Origin of the sequence: Vibrio sp. SCSIO 43097, assembly GCF_023650755.1 — a bacterium.
Taxonomy (GTDB): Bacteria; Pseudomonadota; Gammaproteobacteria; order Enterobacterales; family Vibrionaceae; genus Vibrio; species Vibrio alginolyticus.
In genome coordinates this window covers 1,010,038-1,036,932 of sequence record NZ_CP071840.1, presented here as the reverse complement: position 1 = coordinate 1,036,932, position 26,895 = coordinate 1,010,038, and the positions used below count along the sequence as shown (strand labels likewise).

The 26,895-nt window shown below is 44.5% G+C and carries 29 protein-coding genes; 16 read left to right on the top strand and 13 right to left on the bottom strand.

The features are described 5' to 3' along the window. Nucleotides 1-27: 27 nt before the first annotated feature. A complete protein-coding gene (locus tag J4N40_RS04940; RefSeq protein ID WP_005384926.1) occupies nt 28-849 on the top strand; it encodes a DUF2989 domain-containing protein in 822 nt (273 codons plus the stop codon). A 117-nt stretch (nt 850-966) separates the two neighbouring features. Here the strand turns inward: J4N40_RS04940 and msrB are convergent, their stop codons facing one another. Beyond that, complete coding sequence (gene msrB, locus J4N40_RS04935; protein WP_005380698.1) at nt 967-1,374, bottom strand: peptide-methionine (R)-S-oxide reductase MsrB; 408 nt, start codon at nt 1,372-1,374, stop codon at nt 967-969. Nucleotides 1,375-1,711: 337 nt separating this feature from the next. Between msrB and gap the strand changes: the two genes are divergently transcribed. The 10 genes from gap to J4N40_RS04885 all read left to right on the top strand — a co-directional run bounded on the left by gap (nt 1,712) and on the right by J4N40_RS04885 (nt 11,824). After that, nucleotides 1,712-2,707: a type I glyceraldehyde-3-phosphate dehydrogenase gene (gene gap, locus J4N40_RS04930; RefSeq protein ID WP_005380697.1), complete on the top strand. Its 996-nt coding sequence runs from the start codon at nt 1,712-1,714 to the stop codon at nt 2,705-2,707. A gap of 155 nt (nt 2,708-2,862) precedes the next feature. After that, entirely contained in the window at nt 2,863-3,747 is an 885-nt protein-coding gene (locus J4N40_RS04925) for a D-hexose-6-phosphate mutarotase (protein ID WP_250654394.1), read from the top strand. A gap of 200 nt (nt 3,748-3,947) precedes the next feature. After that, complete coding sequence (locus J4N40_RS04920) at nt 3,948-5,984, top strand: methyl-accepting chemotaxis protein (protein ID WP_086046942.1); 2,037 nt, start codon at nt 3,948-3,950, stop codon at nt 5,982-5,984. A gap of 96 nt (nt 5,985-6,080) precedes the next feature. Then, a complete protein-coding gene (rlmA, locus tag J4N40_RS04915; RefSeq protein ID WP_005380691.1) occupies nt 6,081-6,908 on the top strand; it encodes a 23S rRNA (guanine(745)-N(1))-methyltransferase in 828 nt (275 codons plus the stop codon). A 97-nt stretch (nt 6,909-7,005) separates the two neighbouring features. Continuing rightward, complete coding sequence (locus J4N40_RS04910) at nt 7,006-7,953, top strand: ChaN family lipoprotein (RefSeq protein ID WP_250654393.1); 948 nt, start codon at nt 7,006-7,008, stop codon at nt 7,951-7,953. Between the two features lie 251 nt (nt 7,954-8,204). Then, nucleotides 8,205-8,564 (top strand): hypothetical protein, encoded by a 360-nt coding sequence (locus J4N40_RS04905; RefSeq protein WP_250654392.1) that lies wholly within the window; start codon nt 8,205-8,207, stop codon nt 8,562-8,564. Nucleotides 8,565-8,961: 397 nt separating this feature from the next. Further along, on the top strand, nt 8,962-10,539 hold the full coding sequence (locus tag J4N40_RS04900) for an alkaline phosphatase (protein ID WP_250654391.1): 1,578 nt from the start codon (nt 8,962-8,964) through the stop codon (nt 10,537-10,539). Nucleotides 10,540-10,675: 136 nt separating this feature from the next. Next, on the top strand, nt 10,676-10,975 hold the full coding sequence (locus tag J4N40_RS04895; RefSeq protein ID WP_250654470.1) for a ribbon-helix-helix domain-containing protein: 300 nt from the start codon (nt 10,676-10,678) through the stop codon (nt 10,973-10,975). 151 nt (nt 10,976-11,126) lie between these two features. Beyond that, nucleotides 11,127-11,522 (top strand): VOC family protein, encoded by a 396-nt coding sequence (locus J4N40_RS04890; protein ID WP_005397245.1) that lies wholly within the window; start codon nt 11,127-11,129, stop codon nt 11,520-11,522. 17 nt (nt 11,523-11,539) lie between these two features. Beyond that, the gene (locus J4N40_RS04885; protein ID WP_250654390.1) at nt 11,540-11,824 is read left to right on the top strand and encodes a putative quinol monooxygenase; all 285 of its coding nucleotides are present in this window, start codon (nt 11,540-11,542) and stop codon (nt 11,822-11,824) included. Nucleotides 11,825-11,893: 69 nt separating this feature from the next. Here J4N40_RS04885 and J4N40_RS04880 read toward each other — a convergent pair whose 3' ends face one another. Beyond that, nucleotides 11,894-13,492 carry a mechanosensitive ion channel family protein gene (locus J4N40_RS04880; protein ID WP_005397241.1) on the bottom strand — a complete coding sequence of 533 codons (1,599 nt, stop codon included), beginning with the start codon at nt 13,490-13,492 and terminating at the stop codon, nt 11,894-11,896. A 271-nt stretch (nt 13,493-13,763) separates the two neighbouring features. After that, nucleotides 13,764-14,204: a YcgN family cysteine cluster protein gene (locus J4N40_RS04875; protein ID WP_074191653.1), complete on the bottom strand. Its 441-nt coding sequence runs from the start codon at nt 14,202-14,204 to the stop codon at nt 13,764-13,766. Nucleotides 14,205-14,392: 188 nt separating this feature from the next. Between J4N40_RS04875 and J4N40_RS04870 the strand changes: the two genes are divergently transcribed. Then, nucleotides 14,393-14,641 carry a GlsB/YeaQ/YmgE family stress response membrane protein gene (locus J4N40_RS04870; RefSeq protein ID WP_005397239.1) on the top strand — a complete coding sequence of 83 codons (249 nt, stop codon included), beginning with the start codon at nt 14,393-14,395 and terminating at the stop codon, nt 14,639-14,641. 137 nt (nt 14,642-14,778) lie between these two features. Further along, nucleotides 14,779-15,027, top strand: coding sequence for a YkgJ family cysteine cluster protein (locus J4N40_RS04865; RefSeq protein WP_025574470.1), 249 nt, complete (start codon nt 14,779-14,781; stop codon nt 15,025-15,027). 18 nt (nt 15,028-15,045) lie between these two features. Here the strand turns inward: J4N40_RS04865 and J4N40_RS04860 are convergent, their stop codons facing one another. The 3 genes from J4N40_RS04860 to J4N40_RS04850 are packed head-to-tail and all read right to left on the bottom strand — an operon-like array spanning nt 15,046 to nt 17,407. Beyond that, nucleotides 15,046-15,705 (bottom strand): helix-turn-helix transcriptional regulator, encoded by a 660-nt coding sequence (locus J4N40_RS04860; RefSeq protein WP_171058476.1) that lies wholly within the window; start codon nt 15,703-15,705, stop codon nt 15,046-15,048. Nucleotides 15,706-15,733: 28 nt separating this feature from the next. Next, the gene (locus tag J4N40_RS04855; protein ID WP_085342863.1) at nt 15,734-17,011 is read right to left on the bottom strand and encodes an L-cysteine desulfidase family protein; all 1,278 of its coding nucleotides are present in this window, start codon (nt 17,009-17,011) and stop codon (nt 15,734-15,736) included. 15 nt (nt 17,012-17,026) lie between these two features. Continuing rightward, a complete protein-coding gene (locus J4N40_RS04850; RefSeq protein ID WP_005397224.1) occupies nt 17,027-17,407 on the bottom strand; it encodes a RidA family protein in 381 nt (126 codons plus the stop codon). A gap of 317 nt (nt 17,408-17,724) precedes the next feature. Between J4N40_RS04850 and J4N40_RS04845 the strand changes: the two genes are divergently transcribed. Together J4N40_RS04845 and aqpZ are read left to right on the top strand one after the other, a co-directional pair. Next, nucleotides 17,725-18,984, top strand: a complete 1,260-nt coding sequence (locus J4N40_RS04845; RefSeq protein ID WP_250654469.1) for an SLC5/6 family protein — start codon at nt 17,725-17,727, stop codon at nt 18,982-18,984. 206 nt (nt 18,985-19,190) lie between these two features. Then, nucleotides 19,191-19,889, top strand: a complete 699-nt coding sequence (gene aqpZ / locus J4N40_RS04840; protein WP_250654389.1) for an aquaporin Z — start codon at nt 19,191-19,193, stop codon at nt 19,887-19,889. A gap of 51 nt (nt 19,890-19,940) precedes the next feature. Here the strand turns inward: aqpZ and recR are convergent, their stop codons facing one another. The 7 genes from recR to J4N40_RS04810 all read right to left on the bottom strand — a co-directional run bounded on the left by recR (nt 19,941) and on the right by J4N40_RS04810 (nt 25,687). Next, entirely contained in the window at nt 19,941-20,540 is a 600-nt protein-coding gene (recR, locus tag J4N40_RS04835; protein WP_031780610.1) for a recombination mediator RecR, read from the bottom strand. Between the two features lie 30 nt (nt 20,541-20,570). Beyond that, complete coding sequence (locus tag J4N40_RS04830; protein WP_005380618.1) at nt 20,571-20,900, bottom strand: YbaB/EbfC family nucleoid-associated protein; 330 nt, start codon at nt 20,898-20,900, stop codon at nt 20,571-20,573. A gap of 82 nt (nt 20,901-20,982) precedes the next feature. Continuing rightward, nucleotides 20,983-23,088, bottom strand: coding sequence for a DNA polymerase III subunit gamma/tau (gene dnaX, locus J4N40_RS04825; protein WP_250654388.1), 2,106 nt, complete (start codon nt 23,086-23,088; stop codon nt 20,983-20,985). An 8-nt stretch (nt 23,089-23,096) separates the two neighbouring features. After that, on the bottom strand, nt 23,097-23,642 hold the full coding sequence (apt, locus tag J4N40_RS04820) for an adenine phosphoribosyltransferase (protein ID WP_005380615.1): 546 nt from the start codon (nt 23,640-23,642) through the stop codon (nt 23,097-23,099). A gap of 162 nt (nt 23,643-23,804) precedes the next feature. Beyond that, on the bottom strand, nt 23,805-24,152 hold the full coding sequence (locus tag J4N40_RS04815) for a YbaN family protein (protein ID WP_043884580.1): 348 nt from the start codon (nt 24,150-24,152) through the stop codon (nt 23,805-23,807). 72 nt (nt 24,153-24,224) lie between these two features. Beyond that, nucleotides 24,225-24,356, bottom strand: a complete 132-nt coding sequence (locus tag J4N40_RS24550) for a hypothetical protein (protein WP_005380608.1) — start codon at nt 24,354-24,356, stop codon at nt 24,225-24,227. A gap of 224 nt (nt 24,357-24,580) precedes the next feature. Further along, nucleotides 24,581-25,687, bottom strand: a complete 1,107-nt coding sequence (locus tag J4N40_RS04810; RefSeq protein WP_005397213.1) for a response regulator — start codon at nt 25,685-25,687, stop codon at nt 24,581-24,583. 288 nt (nt 25,688-25,975) lie between these two features. On the opposite strand from J4N40_RS04810, the gene J4N40_RS04805 reads away from it, so the two are divergent. Then, complete coding sequence (locus tag J4N40_RS04805; RefSeq protein WP_005397211.1) at nt 25,976-26,851, top strand: LysR family transcriptional regulator; 876 nt, start codon at nt 25,976-25,978, stop codon at nt 26,849-26,851. The last annotated feature ends 44 nt before the right edge of the window (nt 26,852-26,895 follow it).

Genomic DNA, 26,895 nt, shown 5'->3' with positions numbered 1-26,895 from the left:
TTGGTGTAACGGATCACAAGCAAAGCCATGAAAAGAACAAACTGGTTACTTCTCAGCCTCGCATGTTTTGTGCTATCGGGCTGTTTTGAAGGTAACGTGACAACCGAAGAGTTGTGCCAAAAAACACCAGAACTGCGTTGCGAGCAGCTCAATATGGATGACGGCCAATGTCGAATTCCAAGAACAAATTTGGTTTGGCATCGGTTTGAGCAATTGAAAAACCCATCGGAAGCAAACCAAATCATCGAATACGGTCTGGTCGCTGAATATAGGAAATGCTTAGAACTCGCCTCCCAGATCACCCCTATTGATCAAAGTGCTCTCAAAAGACAACGCTTTAATGCATTGGTACACAGTATTGATGAGCTAGAGCGCATTGTAAACGAGTTAAAAGGCTCAGAAGACCCGGCTACTTTGTATTTCTTATGGTCTCAAACGGGAGATACTCAAGCTCGGCGCGCATTTTTACAAATGGAAGGGTCTCCCCAATTAAATAATGCTGAGATGCAATATGCATTAGCCACTTTTTATACCAACCGAGATACCAAGAAAACCCTGGAGCTTCTTAATAACGCGTTGTCTTTATCTGATGAAGACAACATCAATCCGGTCATTCTCAAGTCAATGGCAAGTATTCATCAGGGGCTTGGAGACAAAGAGCAAGCGTATCTATGGGCAATGGTCGCGAAGAGATTCGACGTACCGCTTGCTGATGAAAAGCAGCTCCAACGTATGTTCAATTTCAGTCATCCAGAGCGATATAAGCAGTTGGATGAATTAGCCGAATCGGTGGCGAAAGCCATAGAGAAAGGTATCTATTCCCCAGCAATGATACCCAGTGAGATATAAACGAAAAACTCCCGCAATGAGCGGGAGTTTTTATTTAAGTCGAGCGACACTCAGATCACTGTTGAGCATGAATCATCCTGAAAGGATAAAACAATCTCGAGCACAATTTTGTCGTTATTATTCTGATTTGTTGAAAATTAACGACACAGAATTAACACAAAAACGCTCTCCTGTGGTCTGTGGACCATCTTCAAAAACGTGCCCTAGATGGCTATCACACGTTGCACAACGAATCTCTGTACGTACCATTCCGTGACTTAGATCTTCTAAATAGCGCACCGCTTGATCGTTGATAGGCGCATCAAAACTTGGCCATCCGCAGCCAGAGTCATACTTGTTATCAGAGACAAAGAGAGGGGCATTACAACAAGTACAAGCATAAACACCAGTTTCCTTATTATGCAGTAGCTTACCGCTGAAAGGAGGCTCTGTACCTTGCTCTCGGCAAACACGGAACTCTTCATCAGACAGTTGCTCACGCCACTGTTCATCTGACTTCGTCACTTTTTTCCCGCTTTGTTCCACGACTTTCGGCTCCTTATTTACTGTTCTTGGTATTGACTTTTTTAGCAAAAAACTTGCTTCTCTTAACAGTTGTAGCACATACTTTCTCACCAGGACACCATGCGTAATTAATTTGATAAGAGCACTTATCTCACCAGTTATATTACGCCAACTGGGCTACAGAAGAATCAGTTAAAAGTTTAAAAAACGTACATTTGCAAAGAATTGTTAAAAAAAGCGTCGCTTTTTTTTGACTTTAAACAAGTTAAGTCCGATTATCACTTGCAGATGTTTACTGGATTCTGTAATTTTACTACCAGTTATCTTTAATCAGAAATTAAGTTGTGGAGCAACTATAATGACTATCAAAGTAGGTATTAACGGTTTTGGCCGTATCGGTCGTTTCGTATTCCGTGCAGCGCAAGAGCGCAACGACATCGAAGTAGTAGGTATTAACGACCTTATCGATGTAGATTACATGGCATACATGCTTAAGTATGACTCAACTCACGGCCGTTTCAACGGTACTGTTGAAGTTGAAGGCGGTAACCTAATCGTTAACGGTAAAACTGTACGTGTTACTGCAGAGCGCAACCCTGAAGACCTAAAATGGGACGAAATCGGTGTTGACGTTGTAGCTGAAGCAACTGGTCTTTTCCTAACTGATGAGACTGCACGTAAGCACATCACTGCTGGCGCGAAAAAAGTTGTACTAACTGGTCCTTCTAAAGACGCTACTCCAATGTTCGTTAACGGCGTAAACTTCGACACTTACGCTGGTCAAGACATCGTTTCTAACGCTTCTTGTACTACTAACTGTCTAGCACCTATCGCTAAAGTTCTTAACGACAAGTTCGGTATCGAATCTGGTCTTATGACTACAGTTCACGCAACTACAGCAACTCAAAAAACTGTAGATGGTCCTTCTGCTAAAGACTGGCGCGGTGGTCGTGGTGCTTCTCAAAACATCATCCCATCTTCAACTGGTGCTGCTAAAGCTGTAGGCGTTGTACTTCCAGAAGTAAACGGCAAACTAACTGGTATGGCTTTCCGCGTACCAACTGCTAACGTTTCTGTAGTTGACCTAACTGTTAACCTAGTTAACGGTGCTTCTTACGAAGACATCTGTAAAGCGATGAAAGAAGCTTCTGAAGGCGAACTAAAAGGCGTTCTAGGCTACACTGAAGATGCAGTTGTATCTCAAGACTTCATCGGCGAAGTTTGCACTTCAGTATTCGATGCTAAAGCTGGTATCGCGCTAACTGACAAATTCGTTAAAGTTGTATCTTGGTACGACAACGAAATCGGTTACTCAAACAAAGTTCTAGACCTAATCGCTCACATCTCTAAGTAATTAGAAAGTTAGCAATTAGCGAATAACTTCGTTAAAGAAAAGGCGGCTCTAGGGTCGCCTTTTTTGTATCTGGAATTTGAGAGAATGCAGGCTCGATGTTGCATTTAATGTGAGAAGCGCGTCTAAAAGCTCTCCCCAGCGATAGGAAACTATACATGGATTTAAAAACTCTCCCAGCCCTAACGGTGCTATCTGATAACGTCACTATCGTTGAAGTTGATCAGATAAAAATCGTCCGCGTGATTCATGACAAAGCAACGGCAGGCATCTCGCTACACGGTGGTCATGTCGTGTCGTTCACGCCTGAAGGTCAAGAAGATCTGATCTGGATGAGCGAAAAAGCTGTCTTCGATGGTAAAGCTGCTCTTCGCGGTGGTATTCCGATTTGTTGGCCTTGGTTTGGGCGTATTGCTGCTCCAGCTCACGGCTTTGCCCGCACCGCAGAATGGGAGTTGGTTGAACATCGTGAGAACCATAACGGTGTGATTGTTGAACTTGCTCTGTTCCCGACAGAAGAAATCCACGATATTTGGCCCCATATGTTTGACGCTCGTTTGGTGATTGAAGTGGGCGATGAGCTAAAAGTGACGCTCAAAGTCATGAACATCGATGACGAGGCTTGGACCCTCTCTGGCGCATTACATACTTACCTAAACGTTGGAGACATTAAGCAAGCACAAACGACAGGCATGGGTGCCGAGTACATTGATAGCTTGAAAGCTGATGCGGTATGCCAAGGTGGTAATGTTCTACAACTAACTGACACCATTGATCGCGTTTACACGCAACCAGAAGCGAAAATTTTGGTAAAAGACCCGGTATTGGATCGTACGCTAAACGTACACAACCAAGGCCACAACTCTGCAGTATTATGGAACCCTTGGGCAGAAGGTGCGCAAAGCATGGGTGACATGGCTGACGATGGTTATCAAACCATGTTGTGTGTGGAGTCTGCTGTTCATGCACCAAGTATTGAGCAAGGTCAAACGCTCCAACCAGGTGAGACACATGAACTTGTCACTGTCATTTCAGCGCAGTAAGAATCACCATATAAAGGCCGGGGATACCCGGCCTTTTTTTTGTAATAAAAGCTCTGCTTAGATGGTCCTATCTTTACTAACTTATTGGTTACTGGTCACTTTTGACGGTTTCATTAATAAATATCAAAAAAATTGATCATATAAACCGATAGCATACCGATACAAAACTCATAAATAATAAAAATATCAGGAATTAGTCTATGTTAGAGAGATACCGAAATCAAAGTGTCGGATTCCAGTTGAAACTGGTGATCACTTTGTGTCTATTCATTGCTTTCAGCAGTATTGCAGCGCTTGTTTACCGCAACGCTTCCGATGTTCTATTGGAAAGCACACTGAAAGAACACCAATCTAAAGTAGAATCAATGGCAAAAACCATTGCTGGCCAATTCGATGCTTACCTGCACACCGCTAAAGTCCTCGAATCTACTTTTCGCAATGGCTACCTTGCCGGTGTCTATGTCGAAAATTACACGGTTGACTTCATGGGACATGAAGTACCAAACATCACTCAATACAGTGAAAGCTTAATTAATGACACCAAGTTGGTCGACAGTTTCACACGTGATACCGGCGCTATAGCAACGCTATTCGCACCATTGGGTGACGACTTTATTCGGGTGTCCACCTCCCTAAAAGATCCACAAGGTCAACGAGCGGTCGGAACCACGCTAGGTATCAACCATCCTGGTTATCAGCAACTTAAAGCAGGACAACCGTATTACGCTCAAATTAAATTGTATGGCGAGCGCTACATTACCTACTATGCCCCAATCAAAGATGCGACAGGAAAGGTAGCAGGCCTATCGTTTATTGGCTTACCAGTAGACCAAGCGACACAAACCTTGTTCGATGCACTCGAAGAGATAAAATGGGGCGACACTGGTTACACCATTATCGTTGATAACGACGACAACAATCTTGGTAAATACCTACTTCATCCAGCAAAAAGCGGCTCAGATTCGTCAATACTAGAAGTCGCCGACTACAATGGTCACAAGCCTTTTGGTCAGATTTTCGAACAATCTAGTGGATTAATTCGCTACCCTTTCGAGTACCAAGGTAACGTAGGCGAAAAGTATCTTGTCTACACAGAGGTTCCAGGTTGGAATTGGAAACTGCTAGGCGGTACGTTTATCAAAGAAGTTACAAAAGGTAGCGACACGCTTCTCACACTCATTGCCATCATTTCTTCGGTAGCGGCAATCATTACTTTTGTTGTACTGACACTTTTCTTGAATCGCAGCTTACAACCTCTAACGACTCTAAACTCATACATGACTCGCTTAGCGGGCGGCGAAGTCAGCTTGAACATTCCAGCGTCTCGTAAAGCATCAAAGAATGAAATTACGAACCTGAGCTCGGGTGTCGCCAGTATGGCAAGTCAGCTCAATGAACTCGTTGGTAAGATCCGTTCAACAAGCGACTTAGTGGAGAGCAACTCCACCAGCGTTGCCAACGATGCACATAGCAATTTGACCCAAGCCGACCGACAACAACAAGAAGTCGAGCAAGTTGTGACAGCGATTGAAGAAATGGCCTCTTCCGCTCAATCTGTCGCACAACAAGTCGAAAGCATTGCGGAAAACGTACGCTCAGCAAATACTGATAGTCAATCTGGTCTCGCGATTGTTGAAGGCGTATGTATCGACGTTGCTCAACTTAACGATCAATTGGATCAATCAGCAACGGCTATCGAACAAGTAAATCGCGATAGCGAGAGTATTCAAACCGTCACTAAAATGATTGATGAAATTGCTGAGCAAACCAATTTACTTGCCTTGAATGCCGCCATTGAAGCAGCACGAGCAGGTGAGCAAGGCCGTGGCTTCGCTGTTGTAGCAGATGAAGTGCGCACACTTGCGCACCGAACCCAAAGCTCAGTTCAAGATGTCGTGGAAATTATCGAGAAACTAAAAGGGTCGACTCATAATGCAGTTAATATGATGACAGACAGCCAACGCAGTGCAAACCAGGTCTTGGACAAAGCACAAGACGCGGGCACAGCATTAGAAGCCATCGCAGTACAAGTGCAGTCGATAGCCTCTCAAGCCGACGCCATTGCAGCGACTTCAGAAGAACAAGCTCAAGTTTCACAAGAAATTGCAGCAAATGCCCATTCTATCAGTGAACTTAACCGAGAAAGCCGCAACACGAGCGCAAAAACCTCGCAAAGTGCCATTGAACTTCAACAACAAGCACGAAACTTGAAAGAGCAAGTCGACTTCTTCCACTAATACTTAATAAGAGCCGACCCAGTCGGCTCTTTTTGTTTCACTTGAGACCATGCTTTTTGATAGAATTTGCCGCCCTACTTTCTGTTCGAGATCGTCATGAACTATCAATGCCCTCTATGCCACCAAGCTCTAGCGTTAAATGAAAAAACGTTTAAGTGCGAAAACAATCATCAGTTTGACTTAGCAAAAGAAGGCTACGTAAACTTGATGCCAGCGCACCACAAACGTTCTAAAGATCCTGGTGACAACAAAGAGATGATGCAAGCTCGTCGTCGATTCCTCGAAGGAGATTACTACAACCCAATGCGCCAAGAAGTGGCGCAGCTGTGTGCAACATACACTGAGGGGAGCACCCATCAATTATTAGATATTGGTTGTGGTGAAGGTTACTACACAGATCAAGTACAAAAGACGATAGAAACACAAGCGAACCATGCCACGATTTATGGCTTAGACATTTCCAAAGTTGCCATTCGTTACGCGGCGAAGCGTTACACGCACTGCAACTTTAGTGTGGCTTCTAGTCACCGACTTCCCTTCGCAAATGAATCCTTAGATGCCATTTTGCGCATTTATGCCCCGTGTAAAGCTGAGGAGCTGCAGCGCGTTGTAAAAAACGACGGCGTTGTTGTCACGGTTACTCCTGCTAGCCGCCACTTATACCAACTGCGTGAGCGCATTTATCAAGAAGTTCGTCTTCACAATGAAGAACCAGAACATATTGAAGGGTTTGAATTAGAGCACCAGCAGCATCTTAACTATGTTATGGACTTGAAAAACGGAGCCGCAATCGATTTATTGCAAATGACGCCATTCGCATGGAAAGCAACCGATGCTCTTCGTGAAGAGTTGAAATCCGCTACACTTTTCCAATGTGAGGCTGATTTTATGTTGCGTGTATATCGCAAAAAAACACTCAATTAATAAGTCAAAAAAACAACAAACGCAAATAGTTATCATTTATATTGATTCATTGCTCAGCCTCCATTAATATCATCCGGACATTTTTGGAGGCTTTTCAATGCGCTTTTCTACTTTGAGCTTGCTCTTTGCAGGCTTACTTACTGGTTGCTCTTCATATACGCACACCGACTCTCACGCAACCTCAGCGGAAGTCACTAGTTTTTACGACTACCAACTATACACCCCTTCTGGCGAGCACATCGCTCTAAGCAAACTGCCAATTGAGCTGCAACAAGCAGATGTCATTCTTATTGGTGAATGGCACACACACGCCGGCGTTCATCGCTTTCAAACCGATATGCTCAAACAACTTACGTCCTACGACCGCTCACTCGCGTTATCTATGGAACAATTTACCCGCGACAAACAACCTGTTGTTGACGCTTACCTACGTGGGGAGATCGGCGAACAGTACTTAATGAAACAAGCCAACGCTTGGCCCAATTATGAAAGCGACTATCGCCCTCTCGTGGAGTTTGCTAAGCAGAAAAATCTCCCGATCATTGCAGCAAATGCACCAAAGAGCATTGTCCGATGCATTGGTCGACAAGGGCTAGATTACATTAACAAGCTCGATGATGATCAGCGGATGTTCATTGCACAAGCCATCAACACTGGTAGTAGTCCGTACAAAGAAAAGTTCATGGCATCCATGCATCACGGTAAGCCAGAGCAGACGGAAAAACAGTTTGCAGCTCAAGTTACTTGGGATGAAACTATGGCGGAATCTATCGTTAGCTACCTAGACGACAACCCAGGCGCTCAGGTTGTCCATGTTGCAGGCAAGTTTCACACCGAGCAAGGGTTGGGTACGGCAGCATCAATCTTAAGCCGCAACCCGAGCTTAAAAGTGGTTGTAATTAGCCCAACAGATAATGTGCTTGCTGATAATACTGACTATCAGTTAGAGGTTCTTGCAACACCAGTACGGTATGTACAAGATGCTCACCGCATGGCGGCATATCAACACCTCATTAAGCGCAATAGCGACCTTCAATGTAAGTAGCTGATCTCCAATTTAAGTTACTACCTTGTCGTTGCGTTGCATCATCACACTGCTCCGAGTTCATAGAGTGACAACGGTCTGCTTCCTGCTGGTCTATTTTTTGCTAATGATCACGAATAGAAACCAGAAGCGGCAAAAGCAGATCTGTTTTTATCCAAATAGCTTCAGAAATAGACTTTGCCGCCGATAGTAATATAACTGCTTTTTACCCGCACTCAGTGACCGAGTGTCGATGTTCCAAGGAGTATTCGATGAATCCAGTAGGAAGCACTTCTGTTAATAACTATGCCAAACAATCTGTCACCTCTAAGCAAACAAGTATTGCACAAGAGGAAGGCAGCACTTCGCCGCTAAAAGTCGAACACAATAAGGTGACACTGTCTACCGAAGGCAAAGCGCTCCTCGCCGCTCTGCAGCAAATCGAACACGACAGTAAGAGAGTAGAAGCAGAAGATAAATCTGTTGGTGAAAAAGTGGAGTCCTTCACACATGGTGCACTTGGCATGGATCACCCTGACAAAATCGAGGAAGAAGAAGACGGCTCATACTCTGCGGGTCAATATCTTTCTGCGGCCCTCACTGTCGGTGGCATCATATTAGCGTTGGTCTAATAATCGTTACGACAATAAATCCTATTTGAATAAATCACTAACTGCAGCCCATAATTTGATACGTCAAAGAACGATATGTCGTAAACGTAGGTTATATACTCCTCAATTCGACCGCTCTTATGACCTTAGAACGCATACTCGTTTATTGCTCCCTAAACTAGGTTTCTTGTGAAGGCACTGAATGGATAACTTTAGTCCATGCTTTCAACTCCTAAGCGTAATCCAAGCTCACGTTTGTGGGCTTTCTTCTTTCTAAATTCACAAACGTTAGAGGTTGATTCACTTTTTCTACAAGCCTAAGCAAAGAAGACAATTTAGTTAAACTTTTATTACCGACACAAAATCGTCATAAATCATTGTTTTAATGCCAGCGCTTTCAATAAACAAGGAAAATATAATGAAGCGCTTAGTATCTCCAATCGTTACCGCAGTGGCAGCATCAACCCTCTCTTTTAATGCACTCTCGGCCGAAATCAAAAACGTTATTTTGATGATCGGCGATGGCATGGGGCCTCAACAAGTTGGTCTACTAGAGACTTACGCCAAACACGCACCTAACTCGATTTACAAAGGCGAAACTACCGCTTTGTATAAACTCGCTCAAGAAGGTGTGATTGGATCATCACTGACCAATCCAGAAGACGCGATTGTCGTCGACTCTGCGTGCTCCGCTACGATGCTAGCAACAGGAATACCTACCGCTTCTGAAGTCATTGGCATTAATAGCCAAGGCAACCACGTTGAAACCATTTTGGAAAAAGCCAAAAGCAAAGGTAAGGCTACGGGGCTCGTCTCTGATACACGTATGACTCATGCAACGCCAGCCGCATTTGCCGCTCATCAACCACACCGTTCTCTAGAAAACAGTATTGCGGCGGACATGCTAGAAACTGGCGTAGACGTGATGATGTCTGGCGGACTTCGTCATTGGATTCCAAAGTCGACAAACGACAAGGGAGAGACATACGAGCAACTTGAAAAGCTCACTGAAGGTAATGTCTACCTAAAGTCGAAACGTAAAGATGAGCGCAACTTGCTTACTGAGGCGCAAGACCAAGGTTACAACCTGGCTTTCAGCCGCGATATGCTCACACAAGCTAAAGGTGACAAATTACTTGGACTTTTTGCTTACTCGGGCATGAACGATGGTATTGCCTACAGTCAAAGCAAAAACGATCCAAAACGTACGCAGCCATCACTGAAAGAAATGACCACCAAAGCGATCGACATCCTTTCAAAAGACAAAGACGGCTTTTTCTTAATGGTTGAAGGCGGTCAAATTGACTGGGCTGGCCACAGTAACGATGCGGGTACGATGCTGCATGAAATGATCAAATTCGACGAAGCGGTAGACTCGGTTTATGAGTGGGCAAAAGGCCGTGATGACACACTGATCATTGTTACCGCTGACCACGAGACCGGTTCTTTCGGCTTTAGTTACTCATCAGCAAACTTGCCTAAACCGCAAAAACGCGACGGCGAAGCATTCAAAAATCAAGATTACGCGCCAAACTTCAACTTTGGTCAGTTCGAGATCCTTGATGGTTTATACAACCAAAAGAAAAGTTACTACGGCATGATCAGCGAATTCCAAGCGCTTGATAAGAAAGCTCAAACACCAGAGAAGTTTGCGGAAATCGTGAACGCAAATAGCGATTTTTCGATTACACCAGAGCAAGCAGAACGCGTATTAGCAAGTAAACCAAATCCATACCGACTCGCTGGACACAAATACTTAAGCGAAGAGAACGTTCCTACAATCAATGACTTTGATGCGTTCTTTCCTTACAACGACCGTGGCAACTTGCTAGCGCGTGAGCATGCAACAAAGCAAAACACAGTATGGGGAACGGGTACTCATACGCATACCCCAGTCAACGTATTTGCTTGGGGACCGGCAGAAACTATCCTTCCGGTATCAAAAATCATGCACCACTCTCAGTTAGGTGAGTACTTAAAGCAACAAATCAAATAATCGGCTTGCACTTACTTCACGACTTGTGAAGTTCAAACGCTCTCGTAAGGGAGCGTTTTTTTATGCATGAAAATAGTTGACGTTTTAAACAATAAACCTCAATAATTATAGGTCTTTGATTATATGAATGAAGAAAATGTGCGAAATATTTGCTAAGCAGCCCCAAGACAACTATCAGTTCATCACCCGCTCTATCCGTATTGATGGTCACGCCACAAGTGTAAAACTTGAAGCGAGCTTTTGGACGATTCTTGAGGAAATTGCTAACACTCAAAACATGACTGTTCCTAAGTTTATTAGTACGGTCTATCAAGAAGCGCTCGAATACAATGGTGAAGTAAACAACTTTGCCTCCCTACTCCGCTGCGCCTGTCTCACTTACGCTCTCCAGCCTAAAGAGACGATTCGTCAAGCACTGACACAACTAAACACTTAATAACAACCAACTGCTAACCAACCTACCAATAACCCTCATAGGCTATGCAACAGAGTTGTAAGCCATTGAGCATGTTCTAATTTGTCGTACTAGAGTACTACCCAGACTCCTTTTGAACTCGCTAACCTATGCGGACTATCAAGGAGTACCCATGACAAAAATGATTCACACCATGATCCGAGTCAGCGATCTGGACCGTTCTCTACAATTTTACCGCGACGTACTTGAGCTAGAAATCAAAGACCAATACATCTTTGATGGTTTTTCTCTGACCTATCTAGCTAACGAAGAAACTGGCTTTGAATTAGAGCTAACACACAATCACGATCAAACTGAGCCTTACACTCACGGCTCAGGCTACGGTCACCTTGCTGTCAGCGTAGAGGACATCGAACAAACTCACAAACGCATTAAATCTCTCGGTATTGAAGCGGGTGACATCAAAGCTTTTGATCACCAACAAAAGCATTTGGCAACGTTCTTTTTTGTGACTGATCCTGATGGTTACAAAATTGAGTTCTTACAACGCCAAGGGCGTTACCTATAACAAAAAGAGTAAACATCATGATTCACTTGACTGCTACCTTTCAGGCACAACCGGGAAAAGAACAAGAACTGAAAGCAGTGCTCACCCGAGCACTTGAACCCACTCGCAATGAGGAAGGTTGTGTTCGTTATCAGTTATTCCAAGATAAAGACAATGCGTGCCACTTCGTTTTTCAAGAGCAATTTAAAGACCAACAAGCGTTCGATCTTCATGGTAAAACAGAACACTTTTCTCTTTTGATTAGCCAAATCGACAACTTGTTAGAATGCGAACCGAAATTGGCGTTCTTTAAAGAACTGTAAAAACACCGCTTAATGCAAATAAAAAGGCACTCTTTACTAGAGTGCCTTTTCGTACTGTTGTGGCTGTGATTACGCGTCTTGCTTCTCTACCATGTGCAAATGCACATCTTGTTGTGGGAAAGGAATCGAAATGCCTTCTCGGTCAAAGCGCAGTTTCACTTCTTTTGTCACATCCCAATACACGTCCCAATAATCATCAGTTTTTACCCAAGGACGAACAATAAAGTCTACAGATGATGTGTTTAACGTATGCACTTTGATCATCGGCTCTGGTGTACGAAGTACTGCAGGGTGAGAAGTAATGATATCAGACAGCACTGACTCGGCTTTCAGCAAGTCATCCGCATAGCCAATGCCAAACACCATATCCACACGGCGAATGCGCTCGTGTGTGACGTTCTTAATGACATCTCCCCAAATTTTACTGTTAGGTACAATAATAATTTGGTTATCAAACGTACGGATTGTGGTGTTCACCAAGCTCATATGGCTTACCTTACCATCCACGCCACCAGCATACACAAAGTCACCAACATCAAATGGGCGGTAAATAAGCAACATCATACCCGCCGCGAAGTTGGACAAGGTGTCTTGCAAGGCGAAGCCGATAATCACACCAGCAATACCAAAACCAGTTAGGATCGGTGCTAGGTTCAATCCAAGCTGAGATAGGCCCACCATGATACCAATCACCCACACGAACTTGCCGGACATTGAGATAAAGAAATCCTGCATCAAGTGTGAGAGCTTTAAGTTTTTCGATGAAACCGCCTTGCTGACCACTTTGCGCGTTAACTTCGCGAGCCCACGAGCTATCAATAAAATCAACGCAAATACAAACAACTGGAAAATGTGCTGCGGCGCATTTTCGGCAAACCAGTCTAGTGCAGAGTTGGACCAATGGCTCAGTATTGACCACACTACTTTGGTATTCAGCAAGTCGTGGGTGATATTCCCTGTCACTTCGAAAATTTGGCGTTTGTATTCGGACGTTTCTAAACCGACTTTATCGCCAATCGAAATTAAATTGCGTAGGCTTTCTGTCGCAATATTCAGTCTTTGCTTAGTAATAAGCTGACTTAACTGCAGTGACGCTTTTTCCGATTCAGGGCTTGACGAAAGTTGAGAGCCGATGATCTCACTTTGCTGACTCAAGTACTCAATTGAGGCAGACAGCAAACGCATGCGTTTATCAACTTTATCCTTTAGTTCCGCTTCTGCGCGCTCATTTTGAGCCCCTAACTCTTTCAGCCAAGCAAGGTTTTGCCAACTTGAATCGAAGCTGACATCGAGGTAATGCTGTAACTCTCGGTAATCATTAACAAGAGCAAGTTTCTCTTCATCCTTGGCTTTATTTAAATCTTCAACGACTTTCTTTATTTTTTCCGACAGATAGTTTGTGGCGTCCTCAGAGTATTTTTCCTGCTTTTTAACCAAGGAGATCAATTTGTCGCGAGGGATAGTTTCACGTTCAATCGCTGATGCTAACTGACTTCTTAACTCTTCATTTTTTTGGAACAGCTGCAGTTGAAGCGCGTCGCGCTCATCACCACTCGCTTGCGAGAGACCTTGGGATAAATCCACAATTTCTCGATTCAAGTTATCAATAGAAGTTTCGGCAGCAGAGGGCTCTGGCGTATCCTGAATATCTTTCGCATTGATGACCATAGGGGCCATCATACCGAGGATGAGCGTGAATAATGCCACCCAAGATGTCAGGCGTATTTTCTGGGGGAAATGAAACGTCATGTTTACCTCTTAGGGAACAGTTCTGATCAAAACGACCAAAAATAGAAGTGTAAAGCCTTGAAATTATATACCTAAGTTTACAACACTAAATAATAAACTGAGCAGCATTTCGTTAGTTAGGCGTCAAAGTTGAGAAACCCAATAACAAACAAGCCTTTCATTATTAGATGAAAGGCTTGTGTACATTTAACTACGGGCGACTGGGGTGATTCAGAATGTGGTCTTCCCAATCCACCACATCAATCTCGTATACCACTTTATTGCGGACACTTTCGCCCGCCGCGTGCATCGCAGATTTCGAGCCCGTAATCAACGGATGCCATTCTGGTAAAGGCTGCTTTTCAGCCAACAGGCGATAAGCGCACGTATGCGGCAGCCAAGTAAAATCGTCGATGTCTTCGCGCGTCAGCTTGGTGCACTCTTCACCCGAAGTAAAACGATTTGGGTAATCCTTACAAGAACACGTTTTGCTATTTAGCCAGCTACAGGCCACATTGGTGTAATAGATTTCGTCGGTATCTTCGTCCATTAGCTTATGCAGGCAACATTTACCACAACCATCACAGAGAGATTCCCATTCCTCTTCTGTCATCTGCTCTAACGATTTACTTTGCCAAAATGGAGTGCTCATACTTCAGGTCTCACCAAGGGAATTTAGGGGGCGATTTATACCCCTCTCGACGCAAAAGTTCAAGTTTTGAGAAGATCTCGAATCATTCACACATAACAGTAGAGATATTCAACTACTTTCGCTTTACTGTTCTATCCTTAAACGAGTTTCCATTACTCAATTGATCAAGAAGGCATTAAGGAGTTTTCATGGGTATTATTTCTTGGATTATTTTGGGCTTAATCGCCGGTGCACTCGCAAAATGGCTCATGCCAGGAAAAGATGGGGGTGGCTGGATTGCGACAATGCTACTCGGTATTGCTGGGGCGTTTGTCGGCGGCTTTCTTGGCGGTATTCTGGGTTTCGGCGGGGCAACTGGCGTAAATATCGGTAGCATAATCACCGCAACGCTAGGCGCATTTATTCTGCTGTTTGTATATAACCGTTTCTTAAGATAATCACGATGATTTAAAAACAAAAAAGTTAAAAGGGAGCGTGGCATTGAACACTCCCTTTTATTTTTTCTTTTTCCTGCTCTTCCAATCCACGTCAAAATGACCATAATTGCCTCCTCAATTTTTAAGAGGTTTACATTATGGATTGTCGATTAGGATGCGGAGCTTGCTGTATTGCGCCAAGTATCTCTTCACCGATACCTGGAATGCCCAAGGGCAAACCAGCAGGTGTTCGTTGCGTGCAACTCAACGATGATAATTTGTGTAAGCTGTTTGGTAAGCCTGAGCGCCCTAACGTTTGTCACGATTTTAAACCGTGTCCGGTTGTGTGTGGCAAAACCAACCAAGAAGCGCTCGACAACATCACTGAGCTAGAGCAACTTACTTAATCTATTCAGAGCCCCCGATTAGTCGTTACCAAGCTCTCGTAAGTACAAGTAGATGGTATCGCGCGAGATGCCAAGATGGTTTGCAACCATTAAAACAGCATCTTTGTATTTAAAAATGCCTAAGCCGTGCAGTCGCGTCACCAGTTCACGGTTACGTTTAGAAGGCGCAATGGCTTCATTTTCCCACACTTCTGTTTGCACGGTTTCTATCGTGCTGATGATGGTTTCATCGATATTACGCGCAAACGTTTCTGGTGAGCGAGCACCACCAACACAACACTCGGTGTGTTGCTTAGGCAGCATTGCCTTTAAAAACGCCTGCATCGGTGCATCCATATCCACGTTGATACACAGCAAACCAATCGGTTTGTTTTTTGGATTTCTGACAATTGTCGTAATGGAGTGCAAGGTCTTTCCGTTCGACGTTTTCGTCAGGTACGAATCAGAAACGTCCTTGCCCTCTCTTAACTTCATTCTCGCTAAGTTGGTAATTGGGGCACCTTCACTGCGTTCCGTCACGTGCCCGTTTGCGATTTTGATGATTTCCGGCGCTTCGGCATCTAAGCTGTGGAGAACCACTTCAGTGTGTTCACCATACATACGTGCAATGCCATCCACGACGTTTTTCATAGAGTTCAAAATATCGAGATCACTCTTGGTGAGTTTCTTTAGTAGCAATGTTACTTCCCTTAGCAAAAACTGGAGGTTAGGCCGACATAATATCGATAATAGATTTGTCAGTATACGGCATACCGAAACGAACCATTGAGCCAACATTTCTTATCGTTTGCTCAACTTCTTCGCCTACTATACCTTGATTCTTAACACTGTGGTTACCCATCGCCATCAAATATGAGCGCACCGCCGTTGTCGACGAAGTACACACTTTCATCGCACAAGAGGACTTCGCACCATCGCACACCATGCCTGAACTGTCGCTGATGACGTTTTGAATGGCGTAGCATGATTGCTCGAATGTACCACCAGCTAAATACACCAGCGCCATAGAAGCTGCCGCACTGGTAACAGTGTTGCCACAAAATGCGGATAACGGTGGGTAATAAGATTTGATGTAAATAGCCCCTAAATGGCTCATGATCAACGCACGAGCCAACTGTTCTTCGTCGTTTTGGAATACTTCTGCCGCAACTACAACTGGCATTGTAGCGGCAATACCTTGGTTCCCACTGCCGAAATTGCTCATGGCTGGCAACGTCGCCCCTCCCATGCGAGCATCAGACGCCGCGGATGTCATCATTTGTATGCGACTCATTAAGTCATTGCCTAATAAGCCTTGCTCGATGTTGCCTTTTAGCGTGCGTCCAATTTCTAGGCCGTAACCTCGGTCGATCCCCTCTTGAGCCAACAAGGTATTAAGCTCTGCAGCTTGGAGAATGAATTTGATCTCTTCAAAAGGCGCTTGAGTGGCAAACTCATAGATTTGTTTGATCGAAATATCCACACCTTCACAAACGGAAGCGGTTGCAACGCGTTGCTGTGGTGGTGCATCAAAAATCAAGTCGCCATTACGCATGATTTGGAGAATGTTGGTGTGACCGCCACTGATCGTGACCGAAACAACATCGTCACCAGAGGTGAGCGTTACGCTGCAATAAATGAATTCTTGCGTATCCATGCGCGCTACAGTTACCCGCTCTTCATCTATCAATTGTTGCGCAGCAGCGACATCCTGCTCATTAATCCGAGCCAACACTTCCAGTTCTGCTGTTGGGTCACCGGCTAATGCACCAACTGAGGCGGCAATTTTGAGGCCTATCTTGCCCGTTCCGGGTACGAAAACACCCATCGAGTTTTTAAATAGGTTGTCTGAAACACGCACCTCTATCGCATCAATATCGGATGTGCCTAACTCTTTTCTAGCAACTGCTGCCGCGTACGCAGCAGCAATGGGTTCTGTACATCCTAATGCAGGTTTCACAACTTGCTTAATGATTTGGATATATTGTGTCCATTGCTGGTTCATGCTCTGTTCTCCGTATTACTTTTTATGAGCAATCGCTTCGACTTCAATTAACACGCCAAGAGGCAAATCTTTCACTGCGAAGCAACTGCGTGCCGGACAATCTTGTTGGAAAAACTCTGCGTAGACCTTGTTAAACTCGGCAAAGTCATTAATATTCGATAGGTAACACGTTGTTTTTAAAACAGTATCGATACTGCCACCACCAGCCTCTAAAACGTGCTTCAAGTTAGTAAGAGATTGATGACTTTGTGCACTGATGCCGCCTTCAACGACTTTTCCTGTTGCCTTATCAACGGGTAATTGGCCAGAAGTAAAAATCAAATCGCCATAGCTAGTGCCATGTGAATAAGGTCCGATAGCAGCAGGCGCGTGTTCAGATGAAATCAATTTTTTCATTTTTAAATCCTCACATAAATTTTATTTTTTATTAAGAAGTTTCTAATTCAACTTCCGTATTAGCGTTATTTTTTCAATTAAATATGAATCAAACAACTAGATCAGATCACAAAATTCGTTAAAAACTCCAATTTATTTGAACTCCTTCGCCAAGATCTCAAATTTATCTGAATTTTCCACAAAAAAATTGGTGATATACATTTTCTCAATTAAATTTGAGAAAAATTCATACTAACAAGAGAAACAATAAAATGAGCGTGACAGCACCTACACAAACCTTACCTATCGGTAAAGAGCCACCGCACGTAAAAGCAGGCATGGCCCTAGACGAGTGGAAAGCCGCGATCAAGTTTGATAGCACAGACTGGGGATGGGTGATCATGAGTATCGGCATGGCAATCGGTGCCGGTATTGTCTTTTTACCAGTAAAAGTAGGCGTATTGGGCCTTTGGGTATTCTTGGCCTCTGCCGTGATCGGCTACCCAGCAATGTACTTATTCCAACGCCTTTTCATCAACACTCTCTCAAGTTCACCAAAGTGCCAAGATTACGCTGGCGTCATTTCCGGCTACCTTGGTAACAAATGGGGGGCGTTATTAGGTGTGCTCTACTTCATCATGTTGGTGATTTGGGTCTTTGTTTACTCAACAGCTATCAACAATGACTCGGCATCTTTCCTACATAGTTTTGGCATCACGGAAGGTTTATTGTCTGAAAACCCGCTATATGGTCTGGCTTTAGTGTGCGCGCTGGTCGCTATTGCATCTCGTGGTGAAAAGATTTTGTTTAAGGTCAGTACTGGTCTTGTACTGATTAAACTTTGTACCGTTGCATTACTTGGCGTCATGATGATCGAAAAATGGGATGTAGCGAATGTCGGTGCAATTCCAGAAACAGGCGCTGGTTTGAAAGATGCAATTGAGCTACTGCCGTTTACTCTAACGTCTATTCTCTTCATTCAAAGCTTGAGCCCAATGGTGATCTCGTACCGATCAAAAGAAAAATCGATTGAGGTTGCTCGCTTTAAAGCCATGCGCGCAATGAGAATTGCTTTCGGTATCTTGTTTGTGACCGTCTTCTTCTACGCGATTTCCTTTACGCTTGCGATGTCACATGAACAAGCGGTTAAAGCAGCAGAAGAGAACATCTCTGCTCTTGCGATGGTTGCGCAAGGCATGGACGGCACGACGCTAAAACTAATGAGTTTGATGCTGAATATTTTCTCAGTAATGACTGCGTTTTTTGGCGTGTACTTAGGTTTCCGCGATTCTTGCCAAGGTCTAGCGATGCTGGCTCTAAAAAAGGTCATGCCTGAAGATAAGATCAATAAAGACTTAGTCACCAAGGGAATCATTCTCTTTGCGATTCTCATGGCGTGGGGTGCAATTGTATTGAATCTACCAGTTCTGAGCTTCACATCAGTATGTAGCCCTATCTTTGGTTTGATTGGCTGTTTGATTCCAGCTTACCTTGTCTACCAAGTGCCTTCTTTACACAAATACAAAGGCGCGTCGCTTTACTTGATTATTGCGACTGGTATTTTGTTGTGCTTATCACCTTTCGTCGCATTTAGCTAAAACCTACTTTGCCTTGGCTGTTACTCAGGTAGTGATGGCCAAGGCAACCTTAAGATTCAACCTCTCCTCTCCTTGCTTTTCTCTCATCCTTGAGAACTCTTGCCACATACCGTCCTATTTGCAGTCTTTACGCGATCTCCCTCACACTTTATTGACAATTCTCAACTATGTTCAGCGGGTCATTTAAGTAGAAATTAGGAAATAACATGAACAAGTATTTGGCAGAGGCTTTTGGTACGTTCTGGCTAGTATTGGGCGGCTGCGGTAGCGCAGTGTTGGCTGCAGGTTTTCCAGACGTGGGGATTGGTCTGCTGGGTGTCGCTCTGGCCTTTGGTTTAACCGTTTTAACCATGGCATTTGCAATCGGTCATATTTCAGGTTGCCATTTGAACCCTGCTGTGACGGTTGGCCTTTGGGCAGGCGGTCGTTTTGAGACAAAAGACGTTGCGCCTTACATCATCGCACAAGTGATCGGCGGGCTGATCGCTGGTGGCATTCTTTATGTCATCGCGACAGGACAAGCTGGATTTGATGTTGTGGGTTCTGGCTTTGCCGCCAACGGTTATGGTGAACACTCGCCGGGTCAGTACTCCATGCTTGCTGCGCTAGTTTCTGAAGTCGTGATGACGATGATGTTCCTTATCGTGATCATGGGGGCGACAGACAAACGTGCACCTCAAGGTTTTGCACCTATAGCGATTGGTTTGTGTCTGACTCTTATTCACCTGATCAGCATTCCTGTGACAAACACCTCAGTAAACCCGGCTCGTAGTACAGCAGTCGCAATGTATATGGGTGACTGGGCAGTTTCTCAATTATGGCTGTTCTGGGTTGCTCCTATTGTGGGTGGCGTGCTTGGTGCGGTTATCTACAAAAATCTTCTTGGTAAAGAATCGAACGATTAATCGTTCCCAACTCCCAAAATCAAAAAAACCGCTGAATTCAGCGGCTTTTTATTAAATTCTGTGTCGACCTAACAGCGAGTGTGACAACGTCGTGCCATCGACAAGCTCAAGCTCTCCACCGACAGGCACACCATGCGCGATGCGGCTGGCATCAACTTGGTGTTCTTTACATAGCTCTGCGATGTAATGTGCAGTGGCTTCGCCTTCAACCGTCGGGTTTGTTGCCAAAATCACTTCGGCTATATCACCGCGACGTAAGCGGTAATCAAGCACATCCAGCCCAATATCACTTGGACCAATACCGTCTAGTGGTGACAAATGTCCCATAAGAACAAAGTATCGACCAGAATACTGGCCCGTTGCTTCGACTGCAGCAATGTCTGCCGGGCTTTCTACCACACAAATTTGACCATTTTCTTGGCGTTTTGGGTTGGTACAAATATGACAGACTTCTTCTTCGGTGAAGGTTCGACACTCAGTACAATGACCGATTTCTGTCATTGCCTGGCTAAGCGCATCTGCAAGTTGCAAACCGCCTTTTCTATCGCGCTGTAACAAATGAAAGGCCATACGCTGCGCCGACTTGGGGCCAACCCCAGGTAGACAACGTAAGGCCTCCATCAATTGCTCCAGCATATGACTGGTACGCATTAAAAGTCCGCTTAATTAAATATCAGCAGATTAGAATGGCATTTTCATACCTGGTGGTAGTTGCATACCGCCAGTTACAGAAGCCATTTTCTCTTTTTGAGTTTCTTCAACACGACGGGCCGCATCGTTGAACGCCGCAGCGATCAAATCTTCAAGCATTTCTTTGTCGTCTTCCATCAAACTTTCATCGATGTCAACACGACGTACGCTGTGACTACCAGTGATAGTAACTTTTACTAGGCCAGCACCAGACTCGCCAGTTACTTCCATATTCGCGATTTCTTCTTGAAGCTTTTGCATGCGATCTTGCATTTGCTGGGCTTGCTTCATTAGGTTGCCCATACCGCCTTTACCAAACATGTTTATCTCTCTGGTTTAATGAGGTGTTGCATCAATTAATGGGGTTATACTTTTGGGTTTTCAACCCCATTCCATTCGATTATTAGATAGGGCGCACACTATCTTTATCAAGCTCTGCAGCAAAACGACGTTCAATAAATTGAACATTTGGATCGTTTTCTAAACTATTCAGCGCTTGCTGTAATTTCTCTTGATAGAGCCTATCTCTAAGTTCAAGTGGTGTTTCTCCACTCTCCCCTATTTCGATGCTCATGTGGCACTCTTCACCTAACACGGTATTAAGTGCTTTAAGCAATTCGGCTTGAGCTCTATCAGTATTCAAATGAGCTTGGCTGCTTCTCAATAGTAACGAAACGGTTGTTCCTTCCTTACTATAATGAGAGTTTAGCGCAAGTTGCTCTACCAGCTTAGGGATCTCCATTAAACTGATTAGCTTCGCCCATTCATTATGTTCTAACGATTCATCGATGAGCTTTTGTGCCATTTCAGGCGTTTTCTCATGCTCAAGTGCCTGCTTGAGCTGCGTAGGTGTCAGTTTTGTATTCACTTTTGTCTCAACAGGCTTGCTTGGACGCCAGCGATACGCTTCCTCAACTTGTGGCTCCGTCGACTTCGGAGCTGAGTTTGGCGACACCTGCGCGGAATTGCCATGCAATTGCGCTACTCGGTCGATAACCGATTCTGGTTGTGCAGATGCCGCTTTAGGCTTTTTTGAGCCACCATTTTGAGGAGTGTTCTGTTGTAGGCCTTGACGCTGAGAACGTAATTGGTGACGTAAACCGCTTAGACCGCCGCGCGCCGGTGTTGAAACGCTCTCTTGCACTTGTTGAGGTGGCGTTTCATGCTGCGGTGCAGGGTTTTCGCTCATCGGCGGCGCCATATCATACTGTGGCGGAACCGCCTCATATCCACTCGCGTGATACTCAGGTTGTGAATTGGATGAAGGTTGAGGCGCAACTTGTGGTGAGCTTTGCGCTGGACTCGGCTGCTGAGTTCGAGGAGCAGCTACTGTCTGAGCTGGTGCAGTCTTTGACTGACTGGCACTTTGAGCTGGGGCTGAAGCTGGTTCGCAGTTACTAGAAACAACATTTGCCCCACTGTTATTTGATGGGCGGAACGCCATCATACGCAGCACAATCATTTCCAGACCGACTCGCCCATTTGGCGAGAGAGTCAAATCTTCACGACCTTTCAATGCAATTTGGTAGTAAAGCTGAACGTCTTGCGGACTTAGTGCTTTACTCAACAACTCGATTTTTTCTGCATCTGGCTGCGCTCGGTCTAGCGACGCTGGCAGCGCTTGATACATCGCAATTCGATGAAGCTGTGTTGCGACTTGCTGCAACAAACCATCCCACTCAACACCATTTGCTGCTAATTGCTGGATTTTATCCATGGCTTGTTGAGGTTGCTTGCTGCTGATTGACTCTAGTAAGTGAATCGCTTGGTCGGTATCAATCGTCCCCAACATGTGGCTGACAATATCAGTTTGCACCGCACCGTTACCTAAAGCAATTGCTTGATCGGTCAAGCTGAGAGCATCACGCATACTGCCATCTGCAGCATGTGAAATCATACCTAGTGCTTTTGGTTCTGCCGATACTTGCTCTTGACCCAAAATGTAGTCAAGTTGCTGATGAATATCATCAACGCTGATCGGTTTGAGATGGAACTGTAGACAACGCGACAATATAGTAACTGGCAGCTTTTGTGGATCGGTTGTCGCGAGTAAGAACTTCACATACTCTGGCGGCTCTTCCAGGGTTTTCAACAACGCATTGAAAGAGTGACGCGATAGCATGTGTACCTCATCGATGAGGTACACTTTAAAACGTCCACGAGCAGGTTTGTATTGAACGTTGTCTAACAGTTCGCGAGTGTCTTCAACTTTAGTACGTGATGCCGCATCGATTTCAAGAAGATCGACAAAGCGACCTTCATCAATTTCACGACAAGTATCGCACTTACCACAAGGTGTCGCGGTAATACCGGTTTCGCAGTTCAAGCCTTTGGCAAACAACCTACCGATACTCGTTTTACCCACACCACGAGTCCCGCTGAACAGATAAGCATGGTGTAAACGGTTTTGCGCCAGTGCGTTTTCCAACGCCGTCAGGACATGTTTTTGTCCGACAACTTGGTCAAACTGATTAGGACGCCATTTTCGCGCTAAAGCTAAATAACTCATTGAATGTATTAATGTCCTTCAAAATCGCAAATGCTGTATACGTTTAGACCTAGTGCTTCTAAACGTTTATCACCACCGATTTCTGGTAGGTTGATAACGAACGCAGCGTGCTCAACTTCACCGCCCAGTTGGCGAATCAGCTTAGTCGTCGCTTCAATAGTGCCGCCCGTTGCCAATAAATCGTCGACAACCAGTACTTTGTCGCCTTCAACGATGGCATCTGTATGGATTTCTAGTGTATCAACGCCGTATTCAAGCTCATAAGATTGAGCAACAGTAGGACGTGGTAGCTTGCCTGGTTTACGCACTGGTACAAAACCAACACCTAGCTCAAGCGCTAAAGGCGCACCAAATAAAAAGCCACGAGCTTCCGTACCCACAACCTTGGTAAAGCCCATATCTTTGTAACGTTCAACAAGAAGGTTGATCGTCGCTTGGTATGCTTTTGCGTCTTCAAGAAGGCTCGTCACATCACGAAATAGAATGCCTGGCTTTGGGTAGTCTTGGATGCTTTTGATGCTAGATTTGATCAGTGAAATTGTTTCTGTAGTCATAATACCGATTTACTTAGATTGGCTCATCGCCCTCTCTAATCGCAGTATCACGAGGGCAACGAACAATAGGTTTTCACCACTATGTGCTTATTTTCGTAACAGTCACAGGCGCTGAAAATACAAACGCCCACTCGAAGAGCGGGCACACTATTCTCTACAATCTTAGTGATTTTCTTCTCTGTCAGCAACCAACTCAATCACAGGCAGACGCATAAACCAGCCGAGTAAAACGATTAGCATCACTAAAAGACCAATTTTCACCCAAACAAGGGGAACAACAACGATTGAAACCATGAAACTAAGTGCAATAAAAATGGCGCCACGCTGTTTTACTTTTGAAGTAACAGCCCGGTGCTTATGCCAATTATCGAGAATCGGTCCAAACGTTTTGTGGTTATGTAGCCAATGATGAAATGCGGGGCTACCACGCATAAAACATGCACTAGCAAGTAGAATGAAAGGAGTGGTGGGTAAAAGCGGAAGGGCTATGCCGGCAATGCCGAGCACAATACAGAGTCCACCAACGGTATTGAAAAAGTAACGCTTAATACGAATGGTGAACTCCGGTACAAAATAGCTAGATTAAAAGCCTGCGTAACCATTCATTACACGAAGCCAGGTTAGCGTTGCAGGTAGTGTTGGAATTAAAAGTACTGCAATGAAACCTAAAAAGTAAAAAATATTATAAGGCTCTTTAAAATCTTTGTCTGCCATGATGTATCTTCTCACTAGTTGACTTTGCTTCTCCCAAGGCACAGCGTTAAATTATCGTTGCACAAATGGGTCATTATTGTTTTAGGCGTTGACTATACCTTAAACAGCCAAATCTAAACACCAGCAAAAAGTAAGGTTATTGTTCGGGCATTTGTTGTTTTTTGTGGTTCTAAAAAGACAATAAGCAGCGCCGAGACGCTGCTTATTGTGTTATGAAGTCAGAATTATACCAGTCTTGATTTCCGGGCAATATTTAAGCTAAAACTTGAAGAGCCTAAACAACCGATGGATAACTGACCAGCAACACCTAGCGGTAAATCTCGGGTTATGAAGTTTTTCATACTTCCTGCCCCTAAACAGTTACCTGCCGCGATATGTTGATTAGTATTTCCGTCAGACCAATGGCTATCTAAACCCGCAGGCAGGATAGAAACGGAGGACGAAGCCAGATCAGCGACACCAAATACAGCATTAACCGCACCAGCGCACTCTGAACACTCGATTCCTTTTTCAATGATCCCTACCATATCCTTCAGATCAGCACTGAAACTCTTCAAATTACGCAGGTAATCGTCAAACAAAGCCCTAACAAGCAATGTCGTCGCGACACCATCATTACTCTGGGAAGCAGAGTCAACGAGATAGAACGCAAATTGCCCGTTCATTAACCAACGATAATCGAACACCAGTGGCATAACGTCCGTCGATTGCAATAAACGGTATGAGCAGCGCCAATCACCTTGAGAAGCATCTTTCTCTGGCAATAGAGCATGCAGTAAATCTCTTGCAGCACTCGGGTTCTGCTGCAAATACTCTAGATGCCAGTGAAGCTCTTGCTCATCTGGGATTTCGCCACCGTCATCGACTCGGAACCACTGACTTGAAAAGTCTCGCTGTTCTGAGAAATGGCTATCGGTATCTTCGAGCGTATTGTCTATCGCCTGAGATAGGTGCTCATAATTACCTATCGGTTTAGGAAGAAAATCTTTAATACCAAATCGCAACGCTTTCGCGACATCGGACATTTCATCCGTGCCGGATACCACGATAAGCGGCAAGTATGGATATTCAAGACTGACTTCTTCGACGAATTCAATGCCATCTAATACCGGCATCGATAAATCACACAAGATAAGATCGGGTTGGCATTCCCTGAGTTGTTGAAGCGCCTCTAGGCCGTTTTCAGCTTCTACTACTTTAAAACCCTGACTTTCTAAATAAGCATTGGTTACTTTACGAAATATTGGATCATCATCTACCAACATAATTAGTTTTTGATTAACCACTTCCTGTGCCGAGACCATTGCCGTTTGACTGTGAGTCTTAAACATACCTTTACACCTCACAAAGCTAAGTCAAAAAACAGATTTATTATTAAGTCATTATTTTTGTTGTGTTTACATCCGGCGAAACGTTGCGCAGCAAGACTTGAGGCCGTTCCGCCTTGTTATAAAACGTAGCTTGAAAACGGCGTTTATACAAATATTACGGGGTATAACAGTATTTACTCAAACAGGGTTGCTGTGTTCAAATGATGCAACATGTTGACTTAAAGCAAGCTTTGATCACAAAGTTAATTATAAATTAGCCGTAATCGGTAATTTAATGTGTCTGGAAATATGAAATTAGATGACTTAAACCTGTTTCGACTGGTTGTCGAAAATGGGAGCTACACCGCAACTTCGCGAAAAACCATGATCCCGGTTGCGACCATCACCCGACGCATTCAAGCGCTAGAAGACTCTGTCAATCTTCGACTGTTGAACCGTCACGCTCGCAAACTCTCGCTTACAGAAGCCGGGGAACGTTTTTACCATGAGTGCTCTCCTTTGCTACAAAGGCTAACCACGGCAGCAGAGGAAATCACTGACGACTGCCGAGGAGCATCAGGCAAGATTAAGATATCGGCGCCTTATAACTTAACTAAGCGCATGATGATGCCGATGTTCAACAGCTTTATGAAGCAGTATCCGGACATCAATATCGAACTAACGACAGAAAATAATGCAGACAAGCTTGACCCTACTGAATGGGATGTCATTTTTCGAGTGGGGCCCCAACGTGATTCTAGCCTGATCGCACGTAAGATTGGCGAAGTGAAGGATATTCTTGTCGCAAGTCCTGACTACCTTGCCTCGAATCCAGCACCAAACCACGCAGAAGAGCTCTCTAACCATTCATTGCTAAAAGGCTACCCTCTTATCAAGTGGACCTTAATTAATAGCAAAGGCGAGTCTGTCGTAAACGTTGATCGTGGTCGCTTTCAGGCGAATGCACTAAATGTAGTACGCAGTGCTTGTTCCGAAGGTTTAGGCATCACGCTAATGCCAGATGTCATGATCAAAGAATACATCGAAAGCGGCGATTTGGTACGCATACTGCCAGATTGGAGTGCAAACCCGCGCGACATTTATATGCTTTACAACCACAAAGATCACCTGCCAGAGAAAGTTCGTCTCTTTATCGACTTTGTGATCGCTTACAACATTCACTAATTCGATAGCGAATACAAAAAACCAGAGCCGGATCTCTGGTTTTT

What these genes read in the sequence shown, in the direction of transcription:
- gap (WP_005380697.1), top strand. Translation starts at nt 1,712, where the DNA reads ATGACTATCAAAGTAGGTATTAACGGTTTTGGCCGTATCGGTCGTTTC.
- J4N40_RS04905 (WP_250654392.1), top strand. Translation starts at nt 8,205, where the DNA reads ATGAATCCAGTAGGAAGCACTTCTGTTAATAACTATGCCAAACAATCT.
- J4N40_RS04895 (WP_250654470.1), top strand. Translation starts at nt 10,676, where the DNA reads ATGTGCGAAATATTTGCTAAGCAGCCCCAAGACAACTATCAGTTCATC.
- J4N40_RS04890 (WP_005397245.1), top strand. Translation starts at nt 11,127, where the DNA reads ATGACAAAAATGATTCACACCATGATCCGAGTCAGCGATCTGGACCGT.
- apt (WP_005380615.1), bottom strand. Translation starts at nt 23,642, where the DNA reads ATGACTACAGAAACAATTTCACTGATCAAATCTAGCATCAAAAGCATC.
- J4N40_RS04875 (WP_074191653.1), bottom strand. Translation starts at nt 14,204, where the DNA reads ATGAGCACTCCATTTTGGCAAAGTAAATCGTTAGAGCAGATGACAGAA.
- J4N40_RS04920 (WP_086046942.1), top strand. Translation starts at nt 3,948, where the DNA reads ATGTTAGAGAGATACCGAAATCAAAGTGTCGGATTCCAGTTGAAACTG.
- J4N40_RS04810 (WP_005397213.1), bottom strand. Translation starts at nt 25,687, where the DNA reads ATGTTTAAGACTCACAGTCAAACGGCAATGGTCTCGGCACAGGAAGTG.
- J4N40_RS24550 (WP_005380608.1), bottom strand. Translation starts at nt 24,356, where the DNA reads ATGGCAGACAAAGATTTTAAAGAGCCTTATAATATTTTTTACTTTTTA.
- J4N40_RS04850 (WP_005397224.1), bottom strand. Translation starts at nt 17,407, where the DNA reads ATGAAAAAATTGATTTCATCTGAACACGCGCCTGCTGCTATCGGACCT.
- J4N40_RS04900 (WP_250654391.1), top strand. Translation starts at nt 8,962, where the DNA reads ATGAAGCGCTTAGTATCTCCAATCGTTACCGCAGTGGCAGCATCAACC.
- J4N40_RS04865 (WP_025574470.1), top strand. Translation starts at nt 14,779, where the DNA reads ATGGATTGTCGATTAGGATGCGGAGCTTGCTGTATTGCGCCAAGTATC.
- J4N40_RS04910 (WP_250654393.1), top strand. Translation starts at nt 7,006, where the DNA reads ATGCGCTTTTCTACTTTGAGCTTGCTCTTTGCAGGCTTACTTACTGGT.
- J4N40_RS04880 (WP_005397241.1), bottom strand. Translation starts at nt 13,492, where the DNA reads ATGGTCATCAATGCGAAAGATATTCAGGATACGCCAGAGCCCTCTGCT.
- J4N40_RS04845 (WP_250654469.1), top strand. Translation starts at nt 17,725, where the DNA reads ATGGCCCTAGACGAGTGGAAAGCCGCGATCAAGTTTGATAGCACAGAC.
- dnaX (WP_250654388.1), bottom strand. Translation starts at nt 23,088, where the DNA reads ATGAGTTATTTAGCTTTAGCGCGAAAATGGCGTCCTAATCAGTTTGAC.
- J4N40_RS04870 (WP_005397239.1), top strand. Translation starts at nt 14,393, where the DNA reads ATGGGTATTATTTCTTGGATTATTTTGGGCTTAATCGCCGGTGCACTC.
- J4N40_RS04885 (WP_250654390.1), top strand. Translation starts at nt 11,540, where the DNA reads ATGATTCACTTGACTGCTACCTTTCAGGCACAACCGGGAAAAGAACAA.
- J4N40_RS04830 (WP_005380618.1), bottom strand. Translation starts at nt 20,900, where the DNA reads ATGTTTGGTAAAGGCGGTATGGGCAACCTAATGAAGCAAGCCCAGCAA.
- rlmA (WP_005380691.1), top strand. Translation starts at nt 6,081, where the DNA reads ATGAACTATCAATGCCCTCTATGCCACCAAGCTCTAGCGTTAAATGAA.
- recR (WP_031780610.1), bottom strand. Translation starts at nt 20,540, where the DNA reads ATGCGTACCAGTCATATGCTGGAGCAATTGATGGAGGCCTTACGTTGT.
- J4N40_RS04925 (WP_250654394.1), top strand. Translation starts at nt 2,863, where the DNA reads ATGGATTTAAAAACTCTCCCAGCCCTAACGGTGCTATCTGATAACGTC.
- aqpZ (WP_250654389.1), top strand. Translation starts at nt 19,191, where the DNA reads ATGAACAAGTATTTGGCAGAGGCTTTTGGTACGTTCTGGCTAGTATTG.
- J4N40_RS04805 (WP_005397211.1), top strand. Translation starts at nt 25,976, where the DNA reads ATGAAATTAGATGACTTAAACCTGTTTCGACTGGTTGTCGAAAATGGG.
- J4N40_RS04855 (WP_085342863.1), bottom strand. Translation starts at nt 17,011, where the DNA reads ATGAACCAGCAATGGACACAATATATCCAAATCATTAAGCAAGTTGTG.
- J4N40_RS04940 (WP_005384926.1), top strand. Translation starts at nt 28, where the DNA reads ATGAAAAGAACAAACTGGTTACTTCTCAGCCTCGCATGTTTTGTGCTA.